Source organism: Pseudomonas sp. Sample_11, from assembly GCF_004307505.1.
GTDB lineage: Bacteria > Pseudomonadota > Gammaproteobacteria > Pseudomonadales > Pseudomonadaceae > Aquipseudomonas > Aquipseudomonas atacamensis.
The window spans coordinates 1-22,050 of the sequence record NZ_RCOD01000034.1 but is presented as its reverse complement, the minus strand read 5'-3'; the positions used below and the strand labels follow the sequence as shown (position 1 = coordinate 22,050).

General features: G+C 60.6%; 22 protein-coding genes. 13 read left to right on the top strand and 9 right to left on the bottom strand.

The window, feature by feature from the left end; translation table 11 throughout:
* Positions 1–233: 233 nt before the first annotated feature.
* From D8U60_RS08690 to D8U60_RS08680, 3 genes are all read left to right on the top strand, one after another.
* Complete coding sequence (locus tag D8U60_RS08690) at positions 234–1,592, top strand: TolC family outer membrane protein (RefSeq protein WP_016771146.1); 1,359 nt, start codon at positions 234–236, stop codon at positions 1,590–1,592.
* Positions 1,593–1,761: 169 nt separating this feature from the next.
* The gene (locus tag D8U60_RS08685; protein WP_110601996.1) at positions 1,762–3,921 is read left to right on the top strand and encodes a type I secretion system permease/ATPase; all 2,160 of its coding nucleotides are present in this window, start codon (positions 1,762–1,764) and stop codon (positions 3,919–3,921) included.
* Positions 3,922–3,931: 10 nt separating this feature from the next.
* A complete protein-coding gene (locus D8U60_RS08680) occupies positions 3,932–5,293 on the top strand; it encodes an HlyD family type I secretion periplasmic adaptor subunit (RefSeq protein ID WP_039761043.1) in 1,362 nt (453 codons plus the stop codon).
* 34 nt (positions 5,294–5,327) lie between these two features.
* On the opposite strand, the gene D8U60_RS08675 is transcribed toward D8U60_RS08680, so the two are convergent.
* Both D8U60_RS08675 and D8U60_RS08670 read right to left on the bottom strand, forming a co-directional pair.
* Positions 5,328–5,924, bottom strand: a complete 597-nt coding sequence (locus D8U60_RS08675) for a DTW domain-containing protein (protein WP_130899929.1) — start codon at positions 5,922–5,924, stop codon at positions 5,328–5,330.
* 7 nt (positions 5,925–5,931) lie between these two features.
* Positions 5,932–6,825, bottom strand: coding sequence for a LysR family transcriptional regulator (locus D8U60_RS08670; RefSeq protein ID WP_007956593.1), 894 nt, complete (start codon positions 6,823–6,825; stop codon positions 5,932–5,934).
* A 293-nt stretch (positions 6,826–7,118) separates the two neighbouring features.
* Between D8U60_RS08670 and speB the strand changes: the two genes are divergently transcribed.
* The 4 genes from speB (at position 7,119) to D8U60_RS08645 (ending at position 11,595) form a co-directional block, all read left to right on the top strand.
* On the top strand, positions 7,119–8,069 hold the full coding sequence (gene speB, locus D8U60_RS08660) for an agmatinase (protein ID WP_003222717.1): 951 nt from the start codon (positions 7,119–7,121) through the stop codon (positions 8,067–8,069).
* A 10-nt stretch (positions 8,070–8,079) separates the two neighbouring features.
* Positions 8,080–8,502: a nuclear transport factor 2 family protein gene (locus D8U60_RS08655; RefSeq protein WP_122505894.1), complete on the top strand. Its 423-nt coding sequence runs from the start codon at positions 8,080–8,082 to the stop codon at positions 8,500–8,502.
* 51 nt (positions 8,503–8,553) lie between these two features.
* Entirely contained in the window at positions 8,554–10,056 is a 1,503-nt protein-coding gene (locus D8U60_RS08650) for a cytosine permease (RefSeq protein ID WP_041478966.1), read from the top strand.
* A 159-nt stretch (positions 10,057–10,215) separates the two neighbouring features.
* Positions 10,216–11,595, top strand: coding sequence for a sodium:solute symporter (locus D8U60_RS08645; protein ID WP_130899928.1), 1,380 nt, complete (start codon positions 10,216–10,218; stop codon positions 11,593–11,595).
* Positions 11,596–11,756: 161 nt separating this feature from the next.
* On the opposite strand, the gene D8U60_RS27990 is transcribed toward D8U60_RS08645, so the two are convergent.
* Positions 11,757–11,885, bottom strand: a complete 129-nt coding sequence (locus D8U60_RS27990; protein WP_003184145.1) for a PA1414 family protein — start codon at positions 11,883–11,885, stop codon at positions 11,757–11,759.
* Positions 11,886–12,027: 142 nt separating this feature from the next.
* Positions 12,028–12,921, bottom strand: a complete 894-nt coding sequence (locus tag D8U60_RS08640) for a LysR family transcriptional regulator (protein WP_122611683.1) — start codon at positions 12,919–12,921, stop codon at positions 12,028–12,030.
* A gap of 103 nt (positions 12,922–13,024) precedes the next feature.
* Here D8U60_RS08640 and D8U60_RS08635 point away from each other — a divergent pair, with 103 nt between their 5' ends.
* Positions 13,025–14,206, top strand: coding sequence for an MFS transporter (locus tag D8U60_RS08635; protein WP_130899927.1), 1,182 nt, complete (start codon positions 13,025–13,027; stop codon positions 14,204–14,206).
* On the opposite strand, the gene D8U60_RS08630 is transcribed toward D8U60_RS08635, so the two are convergent.
* From D8U60_RS08630 to D8U60_RS08620, 3 genes are all read right to left on the bottom strand, one after another.
* Complete coding sequence (locus tag D8U60_RS08630; RefSeq protein WP_016771155.1) at positions 14,154–15,083, bottom strand: DMT family transporter; 930 nt, start codon at positions 15,081–15,083, stop codon at positions 14,154–14,156. The genes D8U60_RS08635 and D8U60_RS08630 overlap by 53 nt on opposite strands.
* Positions 15,084–15,336: 253 nt before the next feature.
* Complete coding sequence (locus D8U60_RS08625) at positions 15,337–15,729, bottom strand: DUF2177 family protein (protein WP_024012046.1); 393 nt, start codon at positions 15,727–15,729, stop codon at positions 15,337–15,339.
* 95 nt (positions 15,730–15,824) lie between these two features.
* Positions 15,825–16,661 (bottom strand): S1-like domain-containing RNA-binding protein, encoded by an 837-nt coding sequence (locus D8U60_RS08620; RefSeq protein WP_130899926.1) that lies wholly within the window; start codon positions 16,659–16,661, stop codon positions 15,825–15,827.
* A 339-nt stretch (positions 16,662–17,000) separates the two neighbouring features.
* On the opposite strand from D8U60_RS08620, the gene D8U60_RS08615 reads away from it, so the two are divergent.
* From D8U60_RS08615 to D8U60_RS08605, 3 genes are all read left to right on the top strand, one after another.
* Positions 17,001–17,189, top strand: a complete 189-nt coding sequence (locus tag D8U60_RS08615; RefSeq protein WP_016985943.1) for a hypothetical protein — start codon at positions 17,001–17,003, stop codon at positions 17,187–17,189.
* A 201-nt stretch (positions 17,190–17,390) separates the two neighbouring features.
* Positions 17,391–18,107 carry a TorF family putative porin gene (locus D8U60_RS08610; RefSeq protein WP_016771158.1) on the top strand — a complete coding sequence of 239 codons (717 nt, stop codon included), beginning with the start codon at positions 17,391–17,393 and terminating at the stop codon, positions 18,105–18,107.
* Positions 18,108–18,184: 77 nt separating this feature from the next.
* Positions 18,185–19,054: a DUF6279 family lipoprotein gene (locus tag D8U60_RS08605; RefSeq protein WP_130899925.1), complete on the top strand. Its 870-nt coding sequence runs from the start codon at positions 18,185–18,187 to the stop codon at positions 19,052–19,054.
* A gap of 121 nt (positions 19,055–19,175) precedes the next feature.
* On the opposite strand, the gene D8U60_RS08600 is transcribed toward D8U60_RS08605, so the two are convergent.
* Positions 19,176–19,568 (bottom strand): transcriptional regulator, encoded by a 393-nt coding sequence (locus tag D8U60_RS08600; protein WP_130899924.1) that lies wholly within the window; start codon positions 19,566–19,568, stop codon positions 19,176–19,178.
* A gap of 172 nt (positions 19,569–19,740) precedes the next feature.
* Between D8U60_RS08600 and D8U60_RS08595 the strand changes: the two genes are divergently transcribed.
* Positions 19,741–20,475, top strand: a complete 735-nt coding sequence (locus tag D8U60_RS08595; RefSeq protein ID WP_130899923.1) for a thioredoxin family protein — start codon at positions 19,741–19,743, stop codon at positions 20,473–20,475.
* Between the two features lie 89 nt (positions 20,476–20,564).
* A complete protein-coding gene (locus tag D8U60_RS08590; protein ID WP_041478956.1) occupies positions 20,565–20,840 on the top strand; it encodes a hypothetical protein in 276 nt (91 codons plus the stop codon).
* Positions 20,841–20,890: 50 nt separating this feature from the next.
* Here D8U60_RS08590 and D8U60_RS08585 read toward each other — a convergent pair.
* A partial coding sequence (locus D8U60_RS08585; protein ID WP_130899922.1) for a DEAD/DEAH box helicase occupies positions 20,891–22,050 on the bottom strand: 1,160 nt, incomplete at its 5' end.

Here is a 22,050-nt window from a genome sequence, read left to right as displayed (position 1 = left end):
GCCTTTTTGAGCTCCCTAAAGCGCATAAAACAAAGGCTTTCGAGCTGAACAATGTGCTGCTTTTGAAAAACCGCATAAGTTTTTTTTGGAATAAACCTTATGAAAATTTTTTCTTAGCTACGCTCTAGGATGTTCTTAGCTCTGTTGTTACAAGAGTGAAACGCTTACACCCTAAATTTACGTCAAATATTTGGCGACGGTAACACAACATTGAGATCCAGGGAGATGCACCCATGCGCGTTTTAACCCCCCTCTGCAGCGCGGTTTTGCTGGCCATGGCTTGCACTTCCCAAGCCCAGGCGATGAACCTCACCGAGGCGATTCAAAGCACCATCGCCACCCACCCGGAGCTGGCTTCGCGCGTGGACGCCCGCCTGTCTGCGGATGAGCAGGTGAAAGTGGCCAAGGGCGGGTTTTATCCGTCGGTCGATCTGAACGCTGCCTACGGGCGCGGCTACAGCGACAACACCAACACCCGTGCCTTCGGTAATCACAACACCGAAATCCTCAATTACACCCAGTCGGAGCTGCGCTTGCGGCAGATGATCTTCGACGGCTTCAACACCGCCAACGAGGTCGAGCGCACCAAGGGCGTGTCCAACTCGCGCGCCTACTACGCGCAGGGCACCGCGCAGGATCTGGCCCTGCGCACGATCGAGGTCTACCTCGAAGTGCTCAAGCGGCGTGAACTGGTGACGCTGGCGAAGAACAACCTGCAGGCGCACTTGCGCGTCAACGATCAGATCGGCCTGCGCACCGAGCGCGGCATCGGCAGCACCGCCGACTCGGATCAATCGGTTGCCCGTCGTGCACTGGCGCAGAACAACCTCGACACCGCCGAAGTCGATCTGGCCGACGCCGAATCGAATTTCTACAGCGTGGTCGGACGCATGCCCGATGAGCTGGAAACCCCGGCCTCGACTCGCGGTGAGATGCCGCCGGACCTGCGTGAAGCGCAGCAGAGCATGGTCGACAACAACCCGTACCTGAAATCGGCCCAGGCTGACGTGCAGTCCGCCGAGAGCCAGTACGAAGTGGCCAAGTCGCCGTTCTACCCGCGCTTCGATGCCGAAGCAGCAGTCGGCGCGAACAACAACGTGCAGGGCGACGAAGGCCACGACAACGAATGGCGTGTCGGTGTGGTGATGAACTACAACCTGTTCCGTGGCGGCAGCGACAAGGCACGTCTGGCCGCGAATGCCCACGACATCAACCAGGCAATGGACATCCGCAACAACGCCCTGCGTCAGCTCAACGAGAACATTCGTCTGGCCTGGAACGCCATGGAAAATGCCAAGAAGCAGACGCCGACCGCTCGCGAGTACGCAGAAACCACCAAACGCGTGCGCGCCGCTTATCAGGACCAGTTCGGCCTCGGCCAACGCACCCTGCTCGACCTGCTCGACAGCGAAAACGAGCTGTACAACGCCAACCGTCGCTACACCGAAATCCGCTACACCGAGGAATACTCGATGTACCGCGTGCTGGCGAACATGGGCCAGTTGCTGAGCAAGCAACGCGTGGTGCTGCCGGCTGATGCGATTGCCACGACCGAAGTGAAAAACCAGGCGCGCCTGCCCGAGTTGAAATAGATCCTGCAGGACCTGCCGAAGGCTGCGATCTCTGATCGTTCCCACGCTCTGCGTGGGAATGCAGCCCGTGACGCTCCGCGTCACTGGACGCAGAGCGTCCCTAGAGGCACTCCCACGCAGAGCGTGGGAACGATCCGATAACCGAGCCCGTTCAACAGAGGCAATCACTATGACCAGCATGGAACCCGGCGCCACCGGGGTCGATCCGCGCCTGAGCTTCGACGACCCGTTACTCGACGGTCTGCTGATCCTCTGCAAACTGCATGGCGCCACGGTCAGTCGTGCCAGCCTGAGCGCCGGGCTGCCTCTGAACAAACAACGCCTGAGCCTCGATCTGCTGCCCCGTGCAGCAGCGCGGGCCGGATTGCAGGCGCGGCTGTTGCGTCGTGACCTGAAAGACATTTCGCCGCTGAACCTGCCGATCCTGCTGCTGCTCAACGACGGCCGCACCGCTGTGCTGCGGCGCTTCGGCGAGGATGGCAAAGCCCTGCTGCTGCCCAGCGAAGCCGACGGCGGCGAGCAATGGGTGAGCCGCGAAGAACTCAGCGAACATTACAGCGGCCAGGCCTTGTTCGCCCGTCCGCGTCACGAACTCGAAGACCTGCGCGCGCCGCTGGTGCCACGGGTAAATGCGTGGTTTCGCGACACTCTCAAACTGTCGAAATGGCTGTACAGCGATGCGATTCTCGCCAGTTTCCTCATCAACCTGCTGGGCCTGATGGTGCCGCTGTTCGTCATGCAGACCTACGATCGCGTGGTGCCGAATCAGGCGACCTCGACGCTGTGGGTGCTTTCGATCGGTTTGCTGATCGGCACCGGTTTTGAACTGGTGCTGCGCGTGGTGCGTGCGCATCTGCTCGACACCGCTGGGAAGAAAACCGATGTGATCCTCTCGGCAACGCTGTTCGAGCGCATCACCGGCATGTCGATGAAAGCGCGGCCGGCGACCATAGGCGGCTTTGCCCAGAGCATTCACGACTTCCAGGGCCTGCGTGAGTTTCTCACCGCCGTGACCCTGACCAGCCTGATCGACTTGCCCTTCGTGGTGTTGATGCTGGTAGTGATCGGCCTGCTCGGCGGCTGGCTGGTGGTGATTCCGCTGCTGGCGTTTCCGATCACCATCATCTTCGCCATGGCGATTCAGGTGCGCCTGCGTGACACCGTGCAGAAAAGCCTGAGCCTCGGCGCCGAGCGTCAGGCAGTGCTGATCGAAACCCTCGGCGGTCTGGAAACCCTCAAGGCCTGCGGCGCCGAAAGCGAGCGCCAGCACAAATGGGAAAGCACCCACGGCGCCCTCACCCGCCTCGACAGCCACGCGCGCAACCTGTCGGCGCTGGCCACCAACGGCACGCTGTTCATCCAGCAGTTTTCCGGGATGGCGACGATTGTGGCCGGGGTCTACAGCATCATTGCCGGCAACCTCAGCGTCGGCGCGCTGGTTGCCACTTACATGCTCGGCAGCCGCGTACTCGCCCCGCTCGGCCAGATCGCCGGGCTGATCACCCGCTACCAGCAAGCGCAACTAACGATGAAAAGCACCGACGCGCTGATGGCCCTGCCGCAGGAACGCGACGGCAAACAACGGCCATTGGAACGCACACAGCTGCAAGGCGCCCTCGACGTCAGCGGCGTGACGTTCCACTACAACGGCCAGAACGCACCGGCGCTGAGCGAAGTCAGCTTCAGTCTGAAAGCCGGCGAGCGGGTCGGCATCATCGGCCGCAGCGGCTCCGGCAAAAGCACGTTGGCGCGATTGGTGATGGGTTTCTACGAAGCGGAACAAGGCCAGTTACTGCTCGACGGCCTCGACCTGCGCCAACTGGACGTGGCTGACCTGCGCCAGCAGATCGGTTATGTCGCCCACGACCTGCCGCTGCTGGCCGGCAGCTTGCGCGACAACCTGACCTTGGGCGCGCGTTACATCAGCGATTCACGCATGCTCGAAGTCGCCGAACTGACTGGCGTCACCGAGCTGGCCCGCCAACACCCGCAAGGCTTCGACCGACCGGTGGGCGAACGCGGACAGCTGCTATCCGGCGGCCAACGCCAGGCGGTGTTGCTGGCGCGCGCGTTACTGCTCGATCCGCCGATCATGCTGCTCGACGAACCCACCAGCGCCATGGACAACAGCAGTGAAGATGCGCTGCGGCAGAAACTGCATGGCTGGGTGCAAGGCAAAACCCTGCTGCTGGTGACTCACCGCACCTCGATGCTGAGCCTGGTAGACCGGTTGCTGGTGCTGGACAACGGCCGGGTCGTCGCTGACGGCCCGAAAGAAGCGGTCATCGATGCACTGCGCAAGGGCCGTGTCGGCTCGGCGGCGGTCTAGGAGTTACGCCATGCCTGCTTCCTCCGATAGCAACAAGCGCGGCTACTTCGACAGTTTCGGCAAAAGCGCCGAAGCCGAGTTCATGCCGGAAACCGCCGGCGCAGCATTGCAGGATTCGCCGCGCAAATCGCGGATCACCGTGTGGCTGGCGGCAGCGCTGCTGATCGCCGCTCTGGTCTGGGCCAAATTTGCCGTGCTCGAAGAAGTGACCATGGGCGAAGGCAAGGCGATTCCGTCGAGCAAGGTTCAGGTAATCCAGAACCTTGAGGGCGGCATCGTCACCGAGATTTTCGTTCGCGAAGGCCAGATGGTCGGCAAGGGCGACACCCTGCTGCGTCTGGATGACACGCGCTTTCGCTCGAACAAGGGCGAGAGCGAGGCCGACCGTTACGCGCTGACCGCGCAGGTTGAACGGCTGTCAGCAGAGGCCGAGGGACGCCCCTTCAAACTCTCCGCTGAAGTCATCGCCAAAGCGCCGCAAGTCGCCGAGGACGAGCGCTCGCTGTACGAGCAACGCCAACGCCGCTTGGCCAGCGAACAGCGCACCCTCAGCGAACAACTGCGGCAGAAAACCCAGGAACTGGCGGAGTTTCGCTCCAAGCAAGGCCAGTTCAGCTCGAGCCTGGCGCTGCTGCAACAAGAGATGAACATGTCCGAACCGCTGGTGAAAACCGGCGCCGTGTCACCGGTGGAAATCCTCCGCCTCAGACGCAGTGCCGTGGAAATTCGCGGTTCGCTGAACGCCACCACGCTGGCGATTCCCCGTGCCGAATCGGCGATCGCCGAGATCCGCAGCAAGATCGACGAATCCGAGCAGACCTTTCGTTCCGAGGCCGCCAAAGAGCTGAATGAGAAACGCACCGACCTGTCGAAAATCACCGCGTCGAGCATCGCCATCGACGACCGCGTCAGCCGTACCACGGTGACTTCGCCGGTGCGTGGCGTGATCAAGCAGATGAAGGTCAACACCATCGGCGGCGTGGTCCAGCCGGGCAGCGACATGGTCGAAATCGTGCCGCTGGAAGACAACCTGCTGATCGAAGCCAAGGTCCGCCCGCAAGACGTCGCGTTCCTGCATCCGGGCCAGAAAGCCATGGTCAAGTTCAGCGCCTACGACTACACGATTTACGGCGGGCTGAGCGCCAAACTCGAGCTGATCGGCGCCGATACGATTACCGACGACAAGGGCAACAGCTTCTATCTGATTCAGGTGCGCACCGACAAGAATCACCTGGGCGGCGACGTGAAACCGCTGCTGATCATCCCGGGGATGGTGGCGACGGTGGACATCATTACCGGCGAGAAAAGCGTCTTGGATTACTTGCTCAAACCGGTGCTGAAAGCGCGGACCGAGGCGATGCGCGAGCGCTAGCCAATGATCGTTCCCACGCTCCGCGTGGGAACGATCATTTGTCGCCATGGTTACGCTGGAAGGTCTCCTCCCCCATCGCCGCAATCTGCCCTTCGATCAGCGCTTCAAACGGTTTCAGTAACGGCGCAAACGTCGTCGGTGCTTCGAGGGTTTCGAGCGCCTGCACGATCGCCTCGATCGTCGATAGCGCCCCCGGCCCCGGTGCCTTGCGCAAGCGATAGCGCGACACGCCGCCCTCGGTCAGGGTCACCCGTGGCAGTGCTGCCAGCAGCGGATTGAGGTGCAGCATCTTGCGCGCTTTGCGCCAGGTGCCGTCCGGGACGACCAGCAACATTGGCTGATCATTTGGCGCGTAAGCCTGCAACGGCTGCGCATCCTCAGCCGGGAACAGCAAGCGCGCGTGATAGCCCGGCCGGTTCAACAGTTTCGGCAAATCCTCGAATACCTCGCCGACAATCAGCTCGGCATTGCTCAGCCCCAGCGCCGCCAGCCGCGCGGTATTGAGCGCGTGACTGACCTCGCTCGGATGCTGCAGCAGCAATACTCGGGTGCGGCTATCGAGGTGCGGAATCAATGGGCACAGGCAATGGGTCTGGGGGCGCAGGCAGCGCGGGCATTGTGGTCGGGACATTTTTTTCTCAAGCCTGATTGAGCTGCGCTTTGAGCAAATCGCGGAAGGTCTGGATCAGCGGCTCGCGGCTGCGGCCCCTGCGCATGATCATCGAAAACGGCGCCTGATAACCGAAGGTCGCCGGCAGCAGAACACGCAGATCACCCTTGTCGGCCCAGGCCTGGGCGTAGTGCTCCGGCAGGTAACCGATGTAGGCGCCGGAGAGCACCAGAATCAGCTGCGCTTCCATACTTTCCACGGTCGCGGCACTGTGTTTGAAACCGTGCCGGGCCAGTTCCGCCTGACTCCAGTAACCGCGCCCGACCATCCGTTGCTGGGTGATGACCTGCTCAGGGATGCGCCGTTCGTTGAACAGTGGATGGCGACTGCTGCAATACAGCCAGTGCTGCTCGCGGTACAGCGGCATGTAGACCAGACCGCTCATGCGCGTGGAAAACGCACCGATGGCCAGGTCAAGGCGATTGTCCTGCACGCCGAGCTGCAATTCGTAAGGGCTCATCACCGACAGGTGCAAATGCACCGCCGGGTGTTCCTGGCTGTAGGCGCCGATGGCTTCAGCAAACGGCAGGGCCTTGTCGCTGACCGTGGAATCGATCACCCCGAGGTTGAGCGTGCCGCGCAGTTCGCCCTTGAGCGCGGCGGCGTATTGCTCGAAGCCTTCAAGCTCGGCGAGCAGGCGCAGGGTTTCCTGATGGAACAGCTCGCCCTTGCTGGTCAGGCTGAAGCCACCGCGCCCGCGATGGCACAGCACCAGACCGAGCGCGGCTTCGAGCTGGCTCATATAAGTGCTGATCGCCGACGTCGACAGGTTGAGTTCCTGCTGCGCATTGGCAAAACCCTGATGGCGCACGACGCTGACGAAGATGCGCAGGAGTTTCAGGTCGGGTAAGGCGTTGGCCATTTCTGCTCCCAAGGATCGTTCCCACGCTCTGCGTGGGAATGCAGCCCGTGACGCTCTGCGTCACTTGCGAGTTCGGCTGGACGCGAAGCGTCCGTGGATGCATTCCCACGCAGAGCATGGAAACGATCAGGTGTGGAAGTCTGGCATTAGTTTAGAAAAATCTGAACTAAGTTTTTGCCCGTAGCGATTCTTCCCCGTCACTACATTTCGCATGATCGGCCCCACAGCGGCGTCCGAACCTGTGCTCAACGGCGCGCCGGCATAAATAAAACAAAGACGATGAGGCCCTACCCGTGGACAAGATTCTTCACCAACCACTGGGCGGCAATGAAATGCCGCGCTTCGGCGGCATCGCCACCATGCTCCGACTTCCCCATGTACCGACCGCTGCCGGCCTCGACGCTGCCTTCGTTGGCGTGCCGCTGGACATCGGCACTTCGCTGCGCCCCGGCACCCGCTTCGGGCCGCGCGATATCCGCACCGAATCGGTGATGATCCGCCCGTACAACATGGCCACCGGCGCCGCGCCGTTCGACTCGCTGTCGGTGGCCGACATCGGTGACGTGGCGATCAACACCTTCAACCTGCTCGACGCCGTGCGCATCATCGAAGAAGCCTACGACAACATCCTCGAGCACAACGTCATCCCGATGACCTTGGGTGGCGACCACACCATCACCCTGCCGATCCTGCGCGCGATTCATAAAAAGCACGGCAAGGTTGGCCTGGTGCACATCGATGCGCACGCTGACGTCAACGATCACATGTTCGGCGAGAAGATCGCCCACGGCACCACGTTCCGTCGCGCTGTCGAAGAAGGTCTGCTCGATTGCGACCGCGTGGTGCAGATCGGTTTGCGAGCGCAGGGTTACACCGCCGACGACTTCAACTGGAGCCGCGATCAGGGCTTCCGTGTGGTGCAGGCCGAAGAGTGCTGGCACAAGTCGCTGGCGCCGTTGATGGCTGAAGTACGCGAGAAAGTCGGTGGCGGTCCGGTGTATCTGAGTTTCGATATCGACGGCATCGACCCGGCCTGGGCGCCCGGCACCGGCACCCCGGAAATCGGCGGCCTGACCACCATTCAGGCGATTGAAATCGTCCGTGGCTGCCAAGGCCTCGACCTGATCGGTTGCGATCTGGTAGAAGTCTCGCCCGCTTACGACACCACCGGCAACACCTCGCTGCTGGCCGCCAACCTGCTGTACGAAATGCTCTGCGTACTGCCTGGCGTGGTTCATCGCTGAGGGTCGGGTCATGCACGCACGTGATCAGGTTCTGCACGCGGCCGCCGAGTTGGTCGCCGCGTTTGCGCGTAACGATCGCGAAGCTTACTTCGGGGCGTTCAGCGCCGATGCCAGCTTCGTTTTCTACACCCTCGACCAGCCATTGCTGTCGCGCGATGCCTATCAGGCGTTGTGGGACCGCTGGCGTGCCGAGGATGGATTCGAGGTGCTGTCGTGCACCTCGAGCAACGCCTTTGTCAGCCTGCAGGGTGACGTGGCGATTTTCATCCATGACGTGGCCACCGAGCTGCGCATGCAAGGGGAGCAACACTTCAGCCAGGAGCGCGAGACGATTGTTTTCAGAAGACAAGCGTCGAGCCTAGAACAACAAGGCCTATGGCTGGCCTGTCACGAACATTTGTCCGCAATGCCGGAAGGGCTGCCACCCCCTTAGCCAATGGTGACGCTCACGCACGATGAGCGCGCCTGATGATCGGAGCAGATCATGAATAACAACAACAACGAAAAAAGCCTTAGCAGCATCGAAACAAACGGGGTCGAACAGATCCCGGATCATGAGCGCGACGCCCGGCCCAGCGACCTGTTTCGCTTGATCTTCGGCGGCGCCAATACGTTTGCCACCGCTGTGCTCGGCAGTTTCCCGGTGCTGTTCGGCCTGTCGTTTCAGGCCGGTGTCTGGGCGATTGTGCTGGGTGTGGTGGTCGGTGCGCTGATCCTCGCGCCGATGGGCCTGTTCGGCCCGCTCAACGGCACCAACAACGCCGTGTCTTCCGGTGCGCACTTCGGCGTGCACGGGCGGATTGTCGGTTCGTTCCTGTCGTTGTTGACGGCGATCGCGTTCTTCTCGCTGTCAGTGTGGAGCTCGGGTGATGCGCTGGTCGGCGGCGCCAAACGCCTCGTTGATCTGCCGGAAACCGACCTGACCCTGGGCCTGGCCTACGGTCTGTTCGCGCTGCTGGTGCTGACCGTGTGCATCTATGGTTTCCGCATCATGCTGTGGGTCAACCGCATCGCGGTGTGGGCCGCGAGCCTGTTGTTCCTGCTCGGCATCTTCGCCTTCGCCCCTGCTTTCGACAGCCAGTACGCCGGCAGCGTGGCGCTGGGTCAGGCCGGGTTCTGGGCGGCATTCATCGGCGCGGCGCTGGTGGCAATGAGCAACCCGATTTCCTTCGGTGCGTTCCTCGGCGACTGGTCGCGCTACATCCCGCGTGAGACGCCGAAGGGCCGAATCATGCTGGCGGTGATCGCCGCGCAACTGGCGACGTTGATTCCTTTCCTGTTCGGCCTCGCCACCGCCACCATCGTCGCGATCAAGGCGCCGGACTACATCGCCGCGAACAACTATGTCGGCGGCTTGCTGGCCGTCTCGCCGAGCTGGTTCTTCCTGCCGGTGTGCCTGATTGCGGTGATCGGCGGCATGTCCACCGGCACCACCTCGCTGTATGGCACCGGGCTGGACATGTCCAGCGTGTTCCCGCGCGTGCTGTCCCGGGTCAAGGCGACCTTGCTGATCGGCGTGCTGTCGATCGCCTTCATCTTCATCGGCCGTTTTGCGGCGAACCTGGTGCAGAGCGTGTCGACCTTCGCCGTGCTGATCATCACCTGCACCACCCCATGGATGGTGATCATGATCATCGGCCTGGTGGTACGGCGCGGCTTCTACTGCCCGGATGACCTGCAAGTGTTCACCCGCGGCGAACAGGGCGGACGCTACTGGTTCAACCACGGCTGGAACTGGCGCGGTCTGGGGGCGTGGATTCCAAGTGCGCTGGTCGGCCTGTGCTTCGTCAACCTGCCGGGGCAGTTCGTCGGCCCGCTGGGCGAACTGGCCGGTGGCATCGACATCAGCTTGCCGGTGACATTGGGCCTGGCGTCGGTGGTGTATCTGACGCTGCTACGCCTGTTCCCCGAACCTCGGGAAGTGTTTGGGCCAACGGATGTGCGCAGTGAAGCCGCAATAAAACCTCAACTGCGTCAGGCCGCCTGACACGAATCCCCTGTGGGAGCGAGCCTGCTCGCGAAGACTTCAGCACATCCAACATTGGTGTGACTGACAGACCGCCTTCGCGAGCAGGCTCGCTCCCACAGGAAGCCTTGCAGACCCCATTTGCTTGACCATAAAAAAGACAATCGGAGACACGCCATCATGGCTTTGGATTTATTCGTCGTACTCATTTATGCCGCTGCGATGCTGATTCTCGGCTACTACGGCATGCGCAAGGCCAAGACCCACGAAGACTATCTGGTTGCCGGGCGTAATCTTGGACCGTCGCTGTACATGGGCACCATGGCAGCAACCGTCCTCGGCGGCGCGTCCACCGTCGGCACGGTCCGTCTGGGTTACGTGCATGGCATCTCCGGATTCTGGCTGTGCGCGGCACTGGGCTGCGGCATCGTCGCGCTGAACCTGTTCCTCGCCAAGCCCTTGCTGAAACTCAAGGTATTCACCGTCACCCAGGTCCTGGAGAAGCGCTACAACCCGATGGCGCGCACCGCCAGTGCGACGATCATGCTCGCTTACGCGCTGATGATCGGCGTGACCTCGATTCTGGCGATCGGCACCGTGCTGCAAGTGTTGTTCGGTCTGCCCTTCTGGATTTCCGTACTGCTGGGCGGCGGTATCGTGGTGACTTATTCAACGATCGGCGGCATGTGGTCGCTGACCCTGACGGACATCGTCCAGTTCGGCATCCAGACGGTGGGCCTGATGTTCCTGCTGCTGCCGATCTGCCTGTACCGCGTCGGCGGCTGGGATCAACTGGTCGCGCAACTGCCGGCGGCCAGCTTCAACTTCACCAGCATCGGCTGGGACACGATCATTACCTACTTCATGATCTACTTCTTCGGCATCCTGATCGGCCAGGACATCTGGCAGCGGGTGTTCACGGCAAAAAGCGAAAAAGTCGCCAAATACGCCGGCACTTCCGCGGGGATCTACTGCATCATTTACGGCCTGGTCTGCGCCTTGATCGGCATGGCTGCGCATGTGCTGATTCCGGATCTGGACAACGTCAACAACGCCTTTGCCGCCATCGTCAAAGTCTCGCTGCCCGACGGCATCCGTGGCCTGGTGATCGCTGCCGCACTGGCGGCGATGATGTCCACCGCCAGCGCCGGCCTGCTCGCCGCGTCCACCACCCTGACCGAAGACCTGCTGCCGAAACTGCGCGGCGGTAAACAATCCAACGTCGCGGTCAGCCGTCTGTTTACGCTGCTGACGGGGATCGCGGTGTTGGGTATTGCTCTGGTCGTCAATGACGTGATCAGCGCGCTGACCCTGGCTTACAACCTCTTGGTCGGCGGCATGCTGATTCCGCTGATGGGCGCGATTTTCTGGAAGCGTGCGACCACTGCCGGGGCGATCAGCGCGATGACGCTGGGCTTTATCACCGCGCTGGTGTTCATGGTCAAGGACGGCATGGACGCGAACACGCCGATCTATTACAGCCTGGGTGTCAGCCTGGTGAGCTTTGTACTGGTCAGCCTGTTCTCGCCGCGCCCGGCGACCGTGGCAACGGCGGTGTGAATCGGCTGTAACGACTTGATGTTTTCTTCAGCGGGTGTGGCGTCGGTAGCCACACCCGTTTTTTTTGCCTGATAAAAAACAAAAGATCGCAGCCTTCGGCAGCTCCTACACTTTGTAGAAACTGCCGACGGCTGCGATCTTGAAATCTCTGATCGCAGGTACTAACGGCGACGTGGCTGGCGTCGGCGCTGTTCGTCGTCCGTGCGAATCGGTACCGGTTGCAGAGGCGGTTCGATCAAACCGAGGGCAACTCCCAAATCGTGCAGCCAGTTCTGGATTTTCTCTTTCATCGTCATGCCCCCTTCAGGGTGGTGCTGAGCGGCCGGAATTCTGAGGCCGCTTCGCACTGATAATAGTCCGAAGTCCTACGCAATGCTCGGCCAAATCCGCAATGATCTGTTACTGAATTGAACAGAATCTGTTGCGATTGGTTCACGCTGTTTCACGGACTTCATGCAAAGCCACGGGATAGACCGCTTGCTGCACGTCGATCCAGGCATTCAGGTTGGCCCCAGCCATGCCCTTGCGCCACATGAGCCATGTTGTCGCACCCGCGAACGGCTCGGCCAACGGATGCACGGCGACGCTTTCGCGACCCGGCAGGCTGGCCAGCATCGACTCGGCCATCAACGCCACACCACTGCCGGCAATCACACAGGCGAGCATGCCCTGATAAGACTCGATCTCCATCGGCCGGCCCATCGCCGCGTGGTAATGAGAGAACCACGCTTCCAGACGCATGCGATATGAACAACCCTGGCGAAAAGTGAACACCGACCGCCCTTCCACGTCCCGCGCGGTGCGTACTGGCGGATGGTCGATTTCAGTGATCAGCACCAGCCGCTCCTCGCACAACGGCACGCCATCAAGCCCGGCCAGTTCCAGCGGTCCGTCGACCAATGCCGCGTCGAGGCGACCGGTGAGCAAACCTTCGAGCAGTTCGCCGGTCGGCGCCGATTGCACCTGCAAATTCACCATCGGGTATTGCTTGTGATAACGCGCCAGCAACGCCGGCAGATGGATCGCCGCCGTGCTGTACATGGTGCCCAGCACGAAATCCCCGGCCGGTTGCCCGCCCATCACCGCCGCACTGGCCTGATCGCGCAGAGCGAAGAGTTTGCCGGCGTAGTCGAGCAGGACCTTGCCCGCCGGCGACAACTGCAAGCGCTGCCGTTCGCGGACGAACAGTTCGACACCCAACTGCTCTTCGAGCTGTTTCAGGCGCGTCGACAGATTCGACGGCACACGATGCAGGCGCTCGGCGGCGCGGGTGATCGAGCCTTCCTCGGCGACCGCCTGAAATATCCGCAGTTGGCTGAATTCCACTGCTTTCTCCTGAACAGAACAAGTTACTCACTATTATTCAATTTTAAAGAAAGTCAATCGATCCTAGCCTGACGGTCATTGCTGCCTTGAAGGAAGCCCGACCATGTCGCCGCTGATACGTTTATCCGCCTGTTTCGTTGCCCTGATGATGGCCATGGGCATTGGCCGTTTCGCCCTGACACCTCAGATGCCGCACCTGCTCAGCGAAGGGCAGATCGACCTCACCGCCGCCGGGCTGATCGCGGCGGCCAACTACTTCGGCTATCTGCTCGGTGCCGTGGATGCGATGTTCGCCCAGCGGCCGCAGCAGGTGCAGCGTCGCCTGCATGGCGGGCTGTGGCTGTGCGTGCTGCTGACACTGGCGTCGTTCTGGGCCAACGGTTTCTGGTCGCACCTGCTATTGCGCTTTGGCACCGGGGTGGCGAGTGCCTGGGTGCTGGTGATGATCACTTCACTCAGTCAGCCGCTGGCGGCGGCAGCGGGTCGCCCGCGCTGGGGTGCTCTGGTTTTTGCCGGGCCGGGTCTGGGGATTTTTCTCACAGGCTTGCTGGCGCTGGTCTCACATCGCTTGCAGCAGACATCGGCAACCCTGTGGCTGATTTACGCGGCCGCCGCGTTGCTGATGATGCTCGGCGTCTGGCGGTTGTTACCGCAGCCCACGGTGGTAGCGAGGCCAGCAACAACCCATGTGAACCCAGCGAATCGCGGCATTGCCCGGCTGGCGCTGGTATATGCGCTGTACGGCATCGGCTACATCATTCCGGCAACGTTCCTGTCGCAGATGGCCAACGCGCAGTTTCACGGCCAGTGGCAGGCGGATCTGTTCTGGCCGTGCTTTGGCCTCGGCGCGGCAATCGGTGTGTGGTTGGTGAGTCTGCGCCGACATGATCCCGAGACCACGCGGCACTGGCTGATGGCGACGTTGTGGCTGCAAGCGGCCGGGGTGTTTGCTTGCCTGCTGGGCAGCGGCGTCGGCCTGGCGCTGGGGGTGATCCTCTGCGGCACACCGTTTCTGGCCTGCATGCAACTGGTCATGCAGCGTTCGCGAGAGCTGGCGCCCCACGCCACTCAGCGCAACGCCGGGATGCTCACGGCGTGCTTCGCTGTCGGCCAGCTCAGCGGCCCGCTGCTGGCGGCGCTGAGCAGCCATTTCAGCGGCGGCTTGCAGCCGGCGCTGCTGATCGCCGGTGCCGGCCTGTTGCTGGCCGGCGCGCTGGCGATGCAGGCCAAGGCTACTGGCCCAGCGCCTTGCGCAAACGCCGACGCAGCCACTGTTCGGCGCTGACGAAAGTGATGCCGAGCAGCACCAGCACGGCGCCGATGACAAAGTTCAGGCTCAACTGTTCGCCGAGCAGCAGCACGCCGAAGGTCACGCCGAACAACGGCGTCATGAACGAGAACACCGCAAGGTTGGCCGCCAGATAACGGCGCAGCAGCCAGAACCACACCAGGTAGCTGAAGAACGACACCACCAGCCCTTGGAACAGCACACTGGCCACCGCCACGGTAGTCAGGCTGACGTGGGTGATCTGGCCGCTGAACAACGCGATCAACAGCAGACCGATGAAACCGACCATCAGCTGATAAAACAGGGTCAATGTCACCGGCGCTTCCGACAGTCGCGAGGCGCGCACCACCACGGTGGTCGCGCCCCAACAGGCGCCGGCCAATACGCCGAAGGCATCGCCCAGCAGCATGCGCCGATCAAGGTTGTCCCACGACACACCGCCGGCGAAGGCAATCGCGATGCCGATGAACGCCAGCAGAATCCCCAGCCATTGCAACGGGCGCAAACGCTCGCTGGCCAGCAGGAAATGCACGCCGAGTGCGGTGAAGATCGGCGCGGTATAGAGGAAAACCGACATATGCGCGGCGGTGGTCAGTTGCAGACCTTCGGCGATGAACAGGAATTCCAGACCAAACAGTGCACCGGCCAGCAAACCGCCGCGCCAGGTGCTGCCGACCTGATCCCAACCGCCCTTCCAGCAGATCAGCAAACCGACCAGTAACGCAGAAATTCCTGAGCGCCCCGCCGCTTGCATCACCGGCGCGATGTCCGTTGCCGCCCACTTGATCAGAACTTGCTGCACACCCCAGATCAGGCACAGGCCGATCATCACTTGCAGGGCAAAACCGTCGGCATTGCGCCGCTCGGCACTCACCGCAACACCTCGAACACACACAACATGGCAGGCCATCCAATGGTCAGAAAACAGTGTCGGGGATTATCAATCAGATGCGCGGAAAAAGCCGTCTGGAAAAGACATTAAGTTGGTCAGTGGCGTCAGCGCTGAATGGTTGACGGCTGCGCCGTCATTCGCGAGCAAGCCCGCTCCCACAGAGGGTTCGGTGAACATGTGGGAGCGAGCCTGCTCGCGAAGAGGCCAGCATTGCCAACACAACTGCCGGATCAGCTCACGTAAATCGCTTCGCCATCAAATAACCCACCGTGCAGGCAACCGCTGTCGCCACTGTCCCCCACGCCCAATCCATCAAACTCACCTGCACCGACCAGTCGCGCAAGGTCGCCCAATTGGTCAGGTCATAGGTGCCGTAGGCCACCAGCCCCAACAGCGCACCCAGCTTCGCCGCCCTCTGCCAGCTCAGCGCCGGCAACACCACGAACACCACGCAGCCAATAACGTACAGGCAATAAAAAACCGCTGCGGGCAACAGCAGCGGTTTTTCCAGCATCAGCGAACCGAGCAGTTCGCGATAGGTCGGCGCCATCAGCAGCCCGAGCCAGATGCCATCGAGCAGCAGAAACGTCAGCAGCGTTGCGACGTAAGCGATCAGCGCCTTTTTCATTGGCTCACCCCTTTAGATGTGGGAGCCGCCGATTTTCAAGATCAAGATCAAAAGATCGCAGCCTTCGGCAGCTCCTACCATGGGCCTGCGGTGAGTCAGGTTAGTTCAATGCGATCGGCGTGAATGACGATCTTGCCTTCCTTGTACAGCGAACCGATGGCTTTCTTGAAGTTGCCCTTGCTGACGCCGAACAGGCTGCTGATCAACGCCGGATCACTCTTGTCACTGACCGCCAGGGTGCCGTCGTTTTCGCGCAACTTGCCGAGGATCTTCGAACTCAGACTGCTCGCCGCTTCCTGACCAACCGGTTGCAGGCTCAGGCTGATCTTGCCGTCGGCGCGCACTTCCTTGATGAAGCCTTTCTCGCGCATGCCCGAACGCATGAACTTGAAGATCTCGTTCTTGTGGATCAGGCCCCAGTGCTTGTTGTTGATGATCGCCTTGAAGCCCATGTCGGTGGCTTCGGCTACCAGCAGATCGACTTCCTGCCCCTGGCTGTAGGTGGCCGGGGTCTTGTCCAGGTAACGATCGAGGCGCGCGGTGGCGGTGATGCGGCGCGTGTGTTTGTCGAGGTAGACGTGCACCACGCAGTATTCGCCGGCAGTCATCTGGCGCTTTTCTTCCGAGTACGGCAGCAGCAGATCTTTCGGCAGGCCCCAGTCGAGGAACACGCCGATGCTGTTGACTTCAACCACTTTCAGACTGGCAAATTCGCCGACCTGAACTTTGGGTTTTTCCGTGGTGGCGAGAAGTTTGTCTTCGCTGTCCAGATAGATGAATACGTTGAGCCAGTCTTCATCTTCGCTGGGAATATCTTTGGGGATATAACGGTTGGGCAAAAGAATTTCGCCGTCGGCACCGCCGTCCAGATATAAACCGAAGTTAGTGTGTTTAACCACTTGCAAACTGTTGTAACGCCCGACTAAAGCCATTTCCGAAACCCTCAATACGTGGGCGGCATTCTACCCGTTTTTGCCGCCAACGTCGGGCGACAGATCCTCGCACCGGAAAATCTGCGTCAACCTGTTGATTTTGCTTGATCACTGCCCTACGGGGTGCCGCTCGTCAGTCCGGTCCGACGCTTCACAGCCGTGCTGATTTGCCTCACTTCAATTAAATGTTCTTATTTAAAACAGCAGGTTAGCTGCTTATTACGAGTGAGCGGCCGGTAATAATGCAGCGTTACGGTTGGTTAATCCGGGGGATATTTACCAAGCTATTGTCAAGTTATTCCTGTACGATGCCTGGCCGAGTTACTTTTCTAAAGGTTAATGGCCGCCATGCGTGTAAAAGCATCCACCAGCAAAGCAAAGCCAGCTCCAGCCGTTGAAACCAGCGAATCGATCAACGATCAGATCGCAGCATTCCTCAAGTCCGGCGGCGAGATCCAGCAAATTGCCAAAGGCGTCAGCGGCCAGACATTCGGCCCGTCCAAGCAGATCAGCCTGGGCAAGAAGTAACACCGGTTTTACCCCGTCCAGAGGCGCTTTGAGCTTCGAAGCGCCTGGACTGGCACCGCGCAACACCCCTTCGCTTTAAACAAATTCCCGAAAATCGACGAACGGCCATCAATGCCGGGCATTCGCCGGTATCCTTGCACGCGTCTAGATCAAGCGTTTCAGCAGGCCTTCGCCCTGCGCTCGCGGTTCATGGAGTGACGCATGCGCCCATTTCCCTGTTTATTGTTCGTCAGCCTGCTGTCAGGCGCGACCGCGCACGCGCAGGTTTTTCAGGGTGAACTGGGCGACTTCGATCTCAAGCTCGGCACCACGCCCAGCCGCAGCATGGCCCAGGGCCTGGTGAAACCGGCGGCGGTCGGATCGTTCCACGGCGGCCTAGATCTGAGCCACGACAGCGGCGTGTATTTCGGCCAGTACGCGCCGAGCATGGGCATCAGCCCGGGCAAGAACCTCGAGATCGATTCCTACGTCGGCTTCAAGCAGCCGTTCGATCAGGTGCTCGGCTATGAAGTCGGGATGATCCATTACAGCTATCCCCGCGTGGATACCCTCGACAGCCAGGAGCTGTTTGGTGGCCTGACTCTGCTCGGCAGTCGCTTCGGCATTGCCCTGAGCAACGACCCGGATAAACAGAACAACACCTTGTTTGCCGACCTCACTGGCAATCAGCCGTTCGGCATTGGCGTGAGCATGAAATACACCACGCACCAGTTGAATACACCGGCGGCGGTGGACGGTGGCTATATCAGCAGTTTCACTGATTGGTCGGTGAAACTGTCGCGGCCATTCATGGGCGTCGATCTTGATCTGATCTACAGCGACTCCAGCCTCAGCGGCAGTGATTGCTCGGCCTATTCCGGGCACAACAGCGAGTGCGACGGCCTCGTCACACTAAAGGCTGTACGCACGTTCTATTGATCGGCTGAACTGCCGCGCGCATCCTGCATCACATAAGAATCAGATTTCCGACGCCAGGCTCTCGCAAGGATTTGCCCATGTCTCGCTGGTTCAAACAGATTGCCGCCCTGCTCATCTTCACCCTCGCCCTCGGCGCTTGCAGCCGCGTGGGCCTGGCCTACCGCAACCTCGACGTGATCATCCCGTGGTCGCTCAGCGACTACGTGGACATGAACGGCGAGCAGAAAGACTGGTTCAACGAACGCCTCAAGGAACACCTGAGCTGGCACTGCACCACGCAGTTACCGGGTTACCTCGACTGGCTGGACCGTTTGCAGGCCATGGTCGAGAGCAATCAGGTCAGCGACGCCGCGCTGCAGGAGCGCACCGCCGAAGCCAAACAGGCTATCGCCGAAACCGCCCGGGAAATCACCCCTTCGGCCATCGAGCTGCTGCAAGGTCTGGACGATAAACAGGTGGCAGAAATGAACGACGCGTTTGCCAAGGATTTGCGCAAACGTCAGCAGGAATACGTGAAACCGCCGCTGGCCCAGCAGATCAAGGAACGCGGCGAGCGCATGGAAAAACGCCTGAACGATTGGCTAGGCCCGCTCAGTGATAAACAGAAACAACGCGTCGTGGCCTGGACCAATGCCTTGGGCGACCAGAACACCCAATGGATCGCCAACCGCGCGCACTGGCAGCAACAGTTCAGCGCCGCCGTTGCGCAACGCCAAAGCGCGGAATTCGCACAACGCATCGAGACGCTTCTGGTCAACCGCGAGCGCTTATGGACAGCGGATTACCGCAAGGCCTACGCCAACACCGAAGCCCAGGCGCGCTCGCTGTTTGTCGACTTGATGGCCGAGAGCACGCCGCAACAGCGTCAGCGTTTGTTGAAGAAAATCGAGGGAGTGCGCAAAGACTTCAATGACCTCAAGTGCCTGAAGGCCGCGCAGAAACCTTGAATAAACCAATGGCCCATTGTGGGAGCGAGCCTGCTCGCGAAGGCGGAGTGTCAGACAGTTCAAATGTCACTGACAGACCGTTTTCGCGAGCAGGCTCGCTCCCACAGGGGATTTCGCTGGCTCAGGCGATTTGAGCCTTCGAGGCGACTTCATCGAACGTCACCTCATTCAGCGCATCCTCCTGCTCATCCAGCACCTGACGCGGATGATCGTTGCCGGGAATGCTGCTGTCGATCAGGCTCAGCAGGCTGGAGCCGCGCGGGGTCAGAATGAAGTTGTTGCCAGTACTGCCCTCGTGATCCGGCCGTGGCTCGATGAATCCGCGTTCCAGCAAGAGCTTTTCATAATCACAGGCCAGGGTTTTCAAGTGATCGAGATTGTCGATCGGCTCGCCGGCGCTGGCTTTCTCGGCCGCATGGTCTTCGGCATAAGTGCGGGGAGCGAAGCTGTGGCCAGCGCTGTTCTGCACTTCATGCAGCAAACGTTCAATCAAATCCCAGTTATAAGTCGTCATCCTGATCCAACCTCCGGTGCGGGTGATTTTGTGCCGCTTTCAAGGTTGTGACCGAAGCGCTGCGCAGCCGTTCAGCAGTATTTCCGGACCCGACCGACCGGCGGCTGTCGATTCCCTCGCACGATGAACGACTAGGCTGAAACAGCCGGTTCAACCCGCAGGAGACATCGTCATGAACGTTACAAACCATCCGGTGGTATCACGCGAAGAATGGCTCGCCGCCCGCCAGCAGCATCTGGCCCACGAAAAAGCCTTCACCCGGGAACGCGATCGCCTCAGCGCCGAGCGCCGCGCCCTGCCGTGGGTGAAAGTCGACAAGGACTATCATTTTCAAGGGCCGAACGGCGAGCTCAAGCTCAACGACCTGTTTGGCACCAACAGCCAGTTGATCATCTACCATTTCATGTTTGCCAAAGGCTGGGAGCAAGGCTGCCAGGGCTGCTCGTTCCTCAGTGACCACATTGATGGCGCCAACCAGCACCTGGCCCATCACGACGTCGCGGTGGTTGCAGTTTCCCATGCGCCATTCAACGAGTTTCAGGACTTCAAAAAGCGGATGGGCTGGAAGTTCGACTGGGTCTCGTCAGAAGGTTGCGATTTCAATTACGACTTCGGCGTCTGCGCCCGGGCTGAGGACGTCGCGGCGGGAAAGGCTACCTACAACTACGAAAGAACCGACAGCGCCGAGGAAGAAATGCCGGGGCTGAGCGTGTTTTATCGCAATGACGAAGGCGAGATTTTCCACACCTATTCCACATACGCGCGCGGTCTGGACATGCTGGTTGGCGCTTACCACTACCTTGATCTGACGCCCAAAGGCAGGAACGAGGACGAGATCATGGAATGGGTGCGGCATCATGATCGGTATGACGGTGCGCCGAAGTCGGGCTGCTGCCATGCCGATTGAGCGCAACCCTGCCCCCACAGTTTCTGAACTTTTACCAGGCTTCAGCCCTCAACCGGTTAACCCGCCTTAACCGGAACTGAGGCCTGCCCATGAAAATCCTGATCAAGCTCTCCCTCGCCGCCACCCTTGCCTGCGCCCTGCCCGTCTGGGCCTGCACGCCGGAAGAGGCGACGATCAAACGCGAACAACTGGCCAAGGAAGTCTCCAAGCTCACCGAGCAGAATCCGGAAAAAGCCAAGGAGATTAACGCCGAGTTGCAGAAAATGGATCTGGGCACGGCCAGTGCGGATCTCCCAGACAAATGCCAGTTGATCGATCAGCGTCTGAAGGAACTGGGGTCGGCGGAGAAAAAGGCCGACAGTTGAGGCGAAAAAAAACCGGACAATGTCCGGTTTTTTTATGCGCGGTCTAAAGCTTACTCAGCCGCAGGTTCAGCTGGCTTGCGACGCTTGAGCGGGGCCATGCCGTCGCTGCTCACCAGAGAATCCGGCTTCGGCCGGTTCACGCTCTTGCGCTTGGTCGGTGTCTTGGCCGTGGTTTTCTTCTTGTCGCCCTTGGCGTCGGTCTTTTTCTTCTTCACGCCGACGGCTTTGCCCGAGGCCTTGACCTTTTTCGGCCCGCCGTAGGTGCCTTTGACTTCCTTGATCGTGCGGCGCTCGAAGCTTTGCTTCAGGTAGCGCTCGATGCTCGACATCAGGTTCCAGTCGCCGTGGCAGATCAGCGAGATCGCCAGACCGTCGTTGCCGGCGCGGCCGGTACGACCGATGCGGTGTACGTATTCGTCGCCGCTGCGTGGCATGTCGAAGTTGATCACCAGATCCAGACCGTCGACGTCCAGACCACGGGCGGCAACGTCGGTCGCGACGAGGATCTTCACGCCGCCCTGCTTCAGACGATCAATCGCCAGTTTGCGATCCTTCTGGTCTTTCTCGCCATGCAGCACAAACGCTTTGTATTCCTGGGCCACGAGGCGGCCGTAGATGCGGTCGGCCATGGCGCGGGTGTTGGTGAAGACGATGGCCTTCTGGTAGGTCTCGTTGGCAAGCAGCCAGTTCACAATCTGCTCTTTGTGCTGATTGTGGTCGGCGGTGATGATTTGCTGGCGAGTCGTCGAGTTGAGCTGGCTGACCGCGTTGAGCTGCAGGTGCTCCGGGTTGTTCAGGACCTTGGCGATCATCTCGCGCAGACCGGAACCGCCGGTGGTGGCGGAGAACAGCATGGTCTGCTGACGGTTCGGGCACTCGTCGACCAGACGCTGCACGTCTTCGGCGAAACCCATGTCGAGCATGCGGTCGGCTTCGTCGAGCACCAGCACTTCGACTTCTTTCAGGTCGAGGTTGCCGGCATTGAGTTGCTCGATCATTCGCCCAGGGGTGCCAATGAGGATGTCCGGCACTTTGCGCAACATCGCGGCCTGGACTTTGAAGTCTTCGCCGCCAGTGATCAGGCCGGACTTGATGAAGGTGAACTGCGAGAAGCGTTCGACTTCCTTCAAAGTCTGCTGGGCCAGTTCACGGGTCGGCAGCAGGATCAGCGTCTTGATGCTGACGCGGATCTTCGCCGGGCCGATCAGGC

Bases quoted from the DNA above. Each gene is read 5' to 3' on its own strand.
- D8U60_RS08690 (WP_016771146.1), top strand. From the start codon at position 234: ATGCGCGTTTTAACCCCCCTCTGCAGCGCGGTTTTGCTGGCCATGGCT.
- D8U60_RS08685 (WP_110601996.1), top strand. From the start codon at position 1,762: ATGACCAGCATGGAACCCGGCGCCACCGGGGTCGATCCGCGCCTGAGC.
- D8U60_RS08680 (WP_039761043.1), top strand. From the start codon at position 3,932: ATGCCTGCTTCCTCCGATAGCAACAAGCGCGGCTACTTCGACAGTTTC.
- D8U60_RS08675 (WP_130899929.1), bottom strand. From the start codon at position 5,924: ATGTCCCGACCACAATGCCCGCGCTGCCTGCGCCCCCAGACCCATTGC.
- D8U60_RS08670 (WP_007956593.1), bottom strand. From the start codon at position 6,825: ATGGCCAACGCCTTACCCGACCTGAAACTCCTGCGCATCTTCGTCAGC.
- D8U60_RS08655 (WP_122505894.1), top strand. From the start codon at position 8,080: ATGCACGCACGTGATCAGGTTCTGCACGCGGCCGCCGAGTTGGTCGCC.
- D8U60_RS08650 (WP_041478966.1), top strand. From the start codon at position 8,554: ATGAATAACAACAACAACGAAAAAAGCCTTAGCAGCATCGAAACAAAC.
- D8U60_RS08645 (WP_130899928.1), top strand. From the start codon at position 10,216: ATGGCTTTGGATTTATTCGTCGTACTCATTTATGCCGCTGCGATGCTG.
- D8U60_RS27990 (WP_003184145.1), bottom strand. From the start codon at position 11,885: ATGAAAGAGAAAATCCAGAACTGGCTGCACGATTTGGGAGTTGCCCTC.
- D8U60_RS08635 (WP_130899927.1), top strand. From the start codon at position 13,025: ATGTCGCCGCTGATACGTTTATCCGCCTGTTTCGTTGCCCTGATGATG.
- D8U60_RS08625 (WP_024012046.1), bottom strand. From the start codon at position 15,729: ATGAAAAAGGCGCTGATCGCTTACGTCGCAACGCTGCTGACGTTTCTG.
- D8U60_RS08620 (WP_130899926.1), bottom strand. From the start codon at position 16,661: ATGGCTTTAGTCGGGCGTTACAACAGTTTGCAAGTGGTTAAACACACT.
- D8U60_RS08615 (WP_016985943.1), top strand. From the start codon at position 17,001: ATGGCCGCCATGCGTGTAAAAGCATCCACCAGCAAAGCAAAGCCAGCT.
- D8U60_RS08610 (WP_016771158.1), top strand. From the start codon at position 17,391: ATGCGCCCATTTCCCTGTTTATTGTTCGTCAGCCTGCTGTCAGGCGCG.
- D8U60_RS08605 (WP_130899925.1), top strand. From the start codon at position 18,185: ATGTCTCGCTGGTTCAAACAGATTGCCGCCCTGCTCATCTTCACCCTC.
- D8U60_RS08600 (WP_130899924.1), bottom strand. From the start codon at position 19,568: ATGACGACTTATAACTGGGATTTGATTGAACGTTTGCTGCATGAAGTG.
- D8U60_RS08595 (WP_130899923.1), top strand. From the start codon at position 19,741: ATGAACGTTACAAACCATCCGGTGGTATCACGCGAAGAATGGCTCGCC.
- D8U60_RS08590 (WP_041478956.1), top strand. From the start codon at position 20,565: ATGAAAATCCTGATCAAGCTCTCCCTCGCCGCCACCCTTGCCTGCGCC.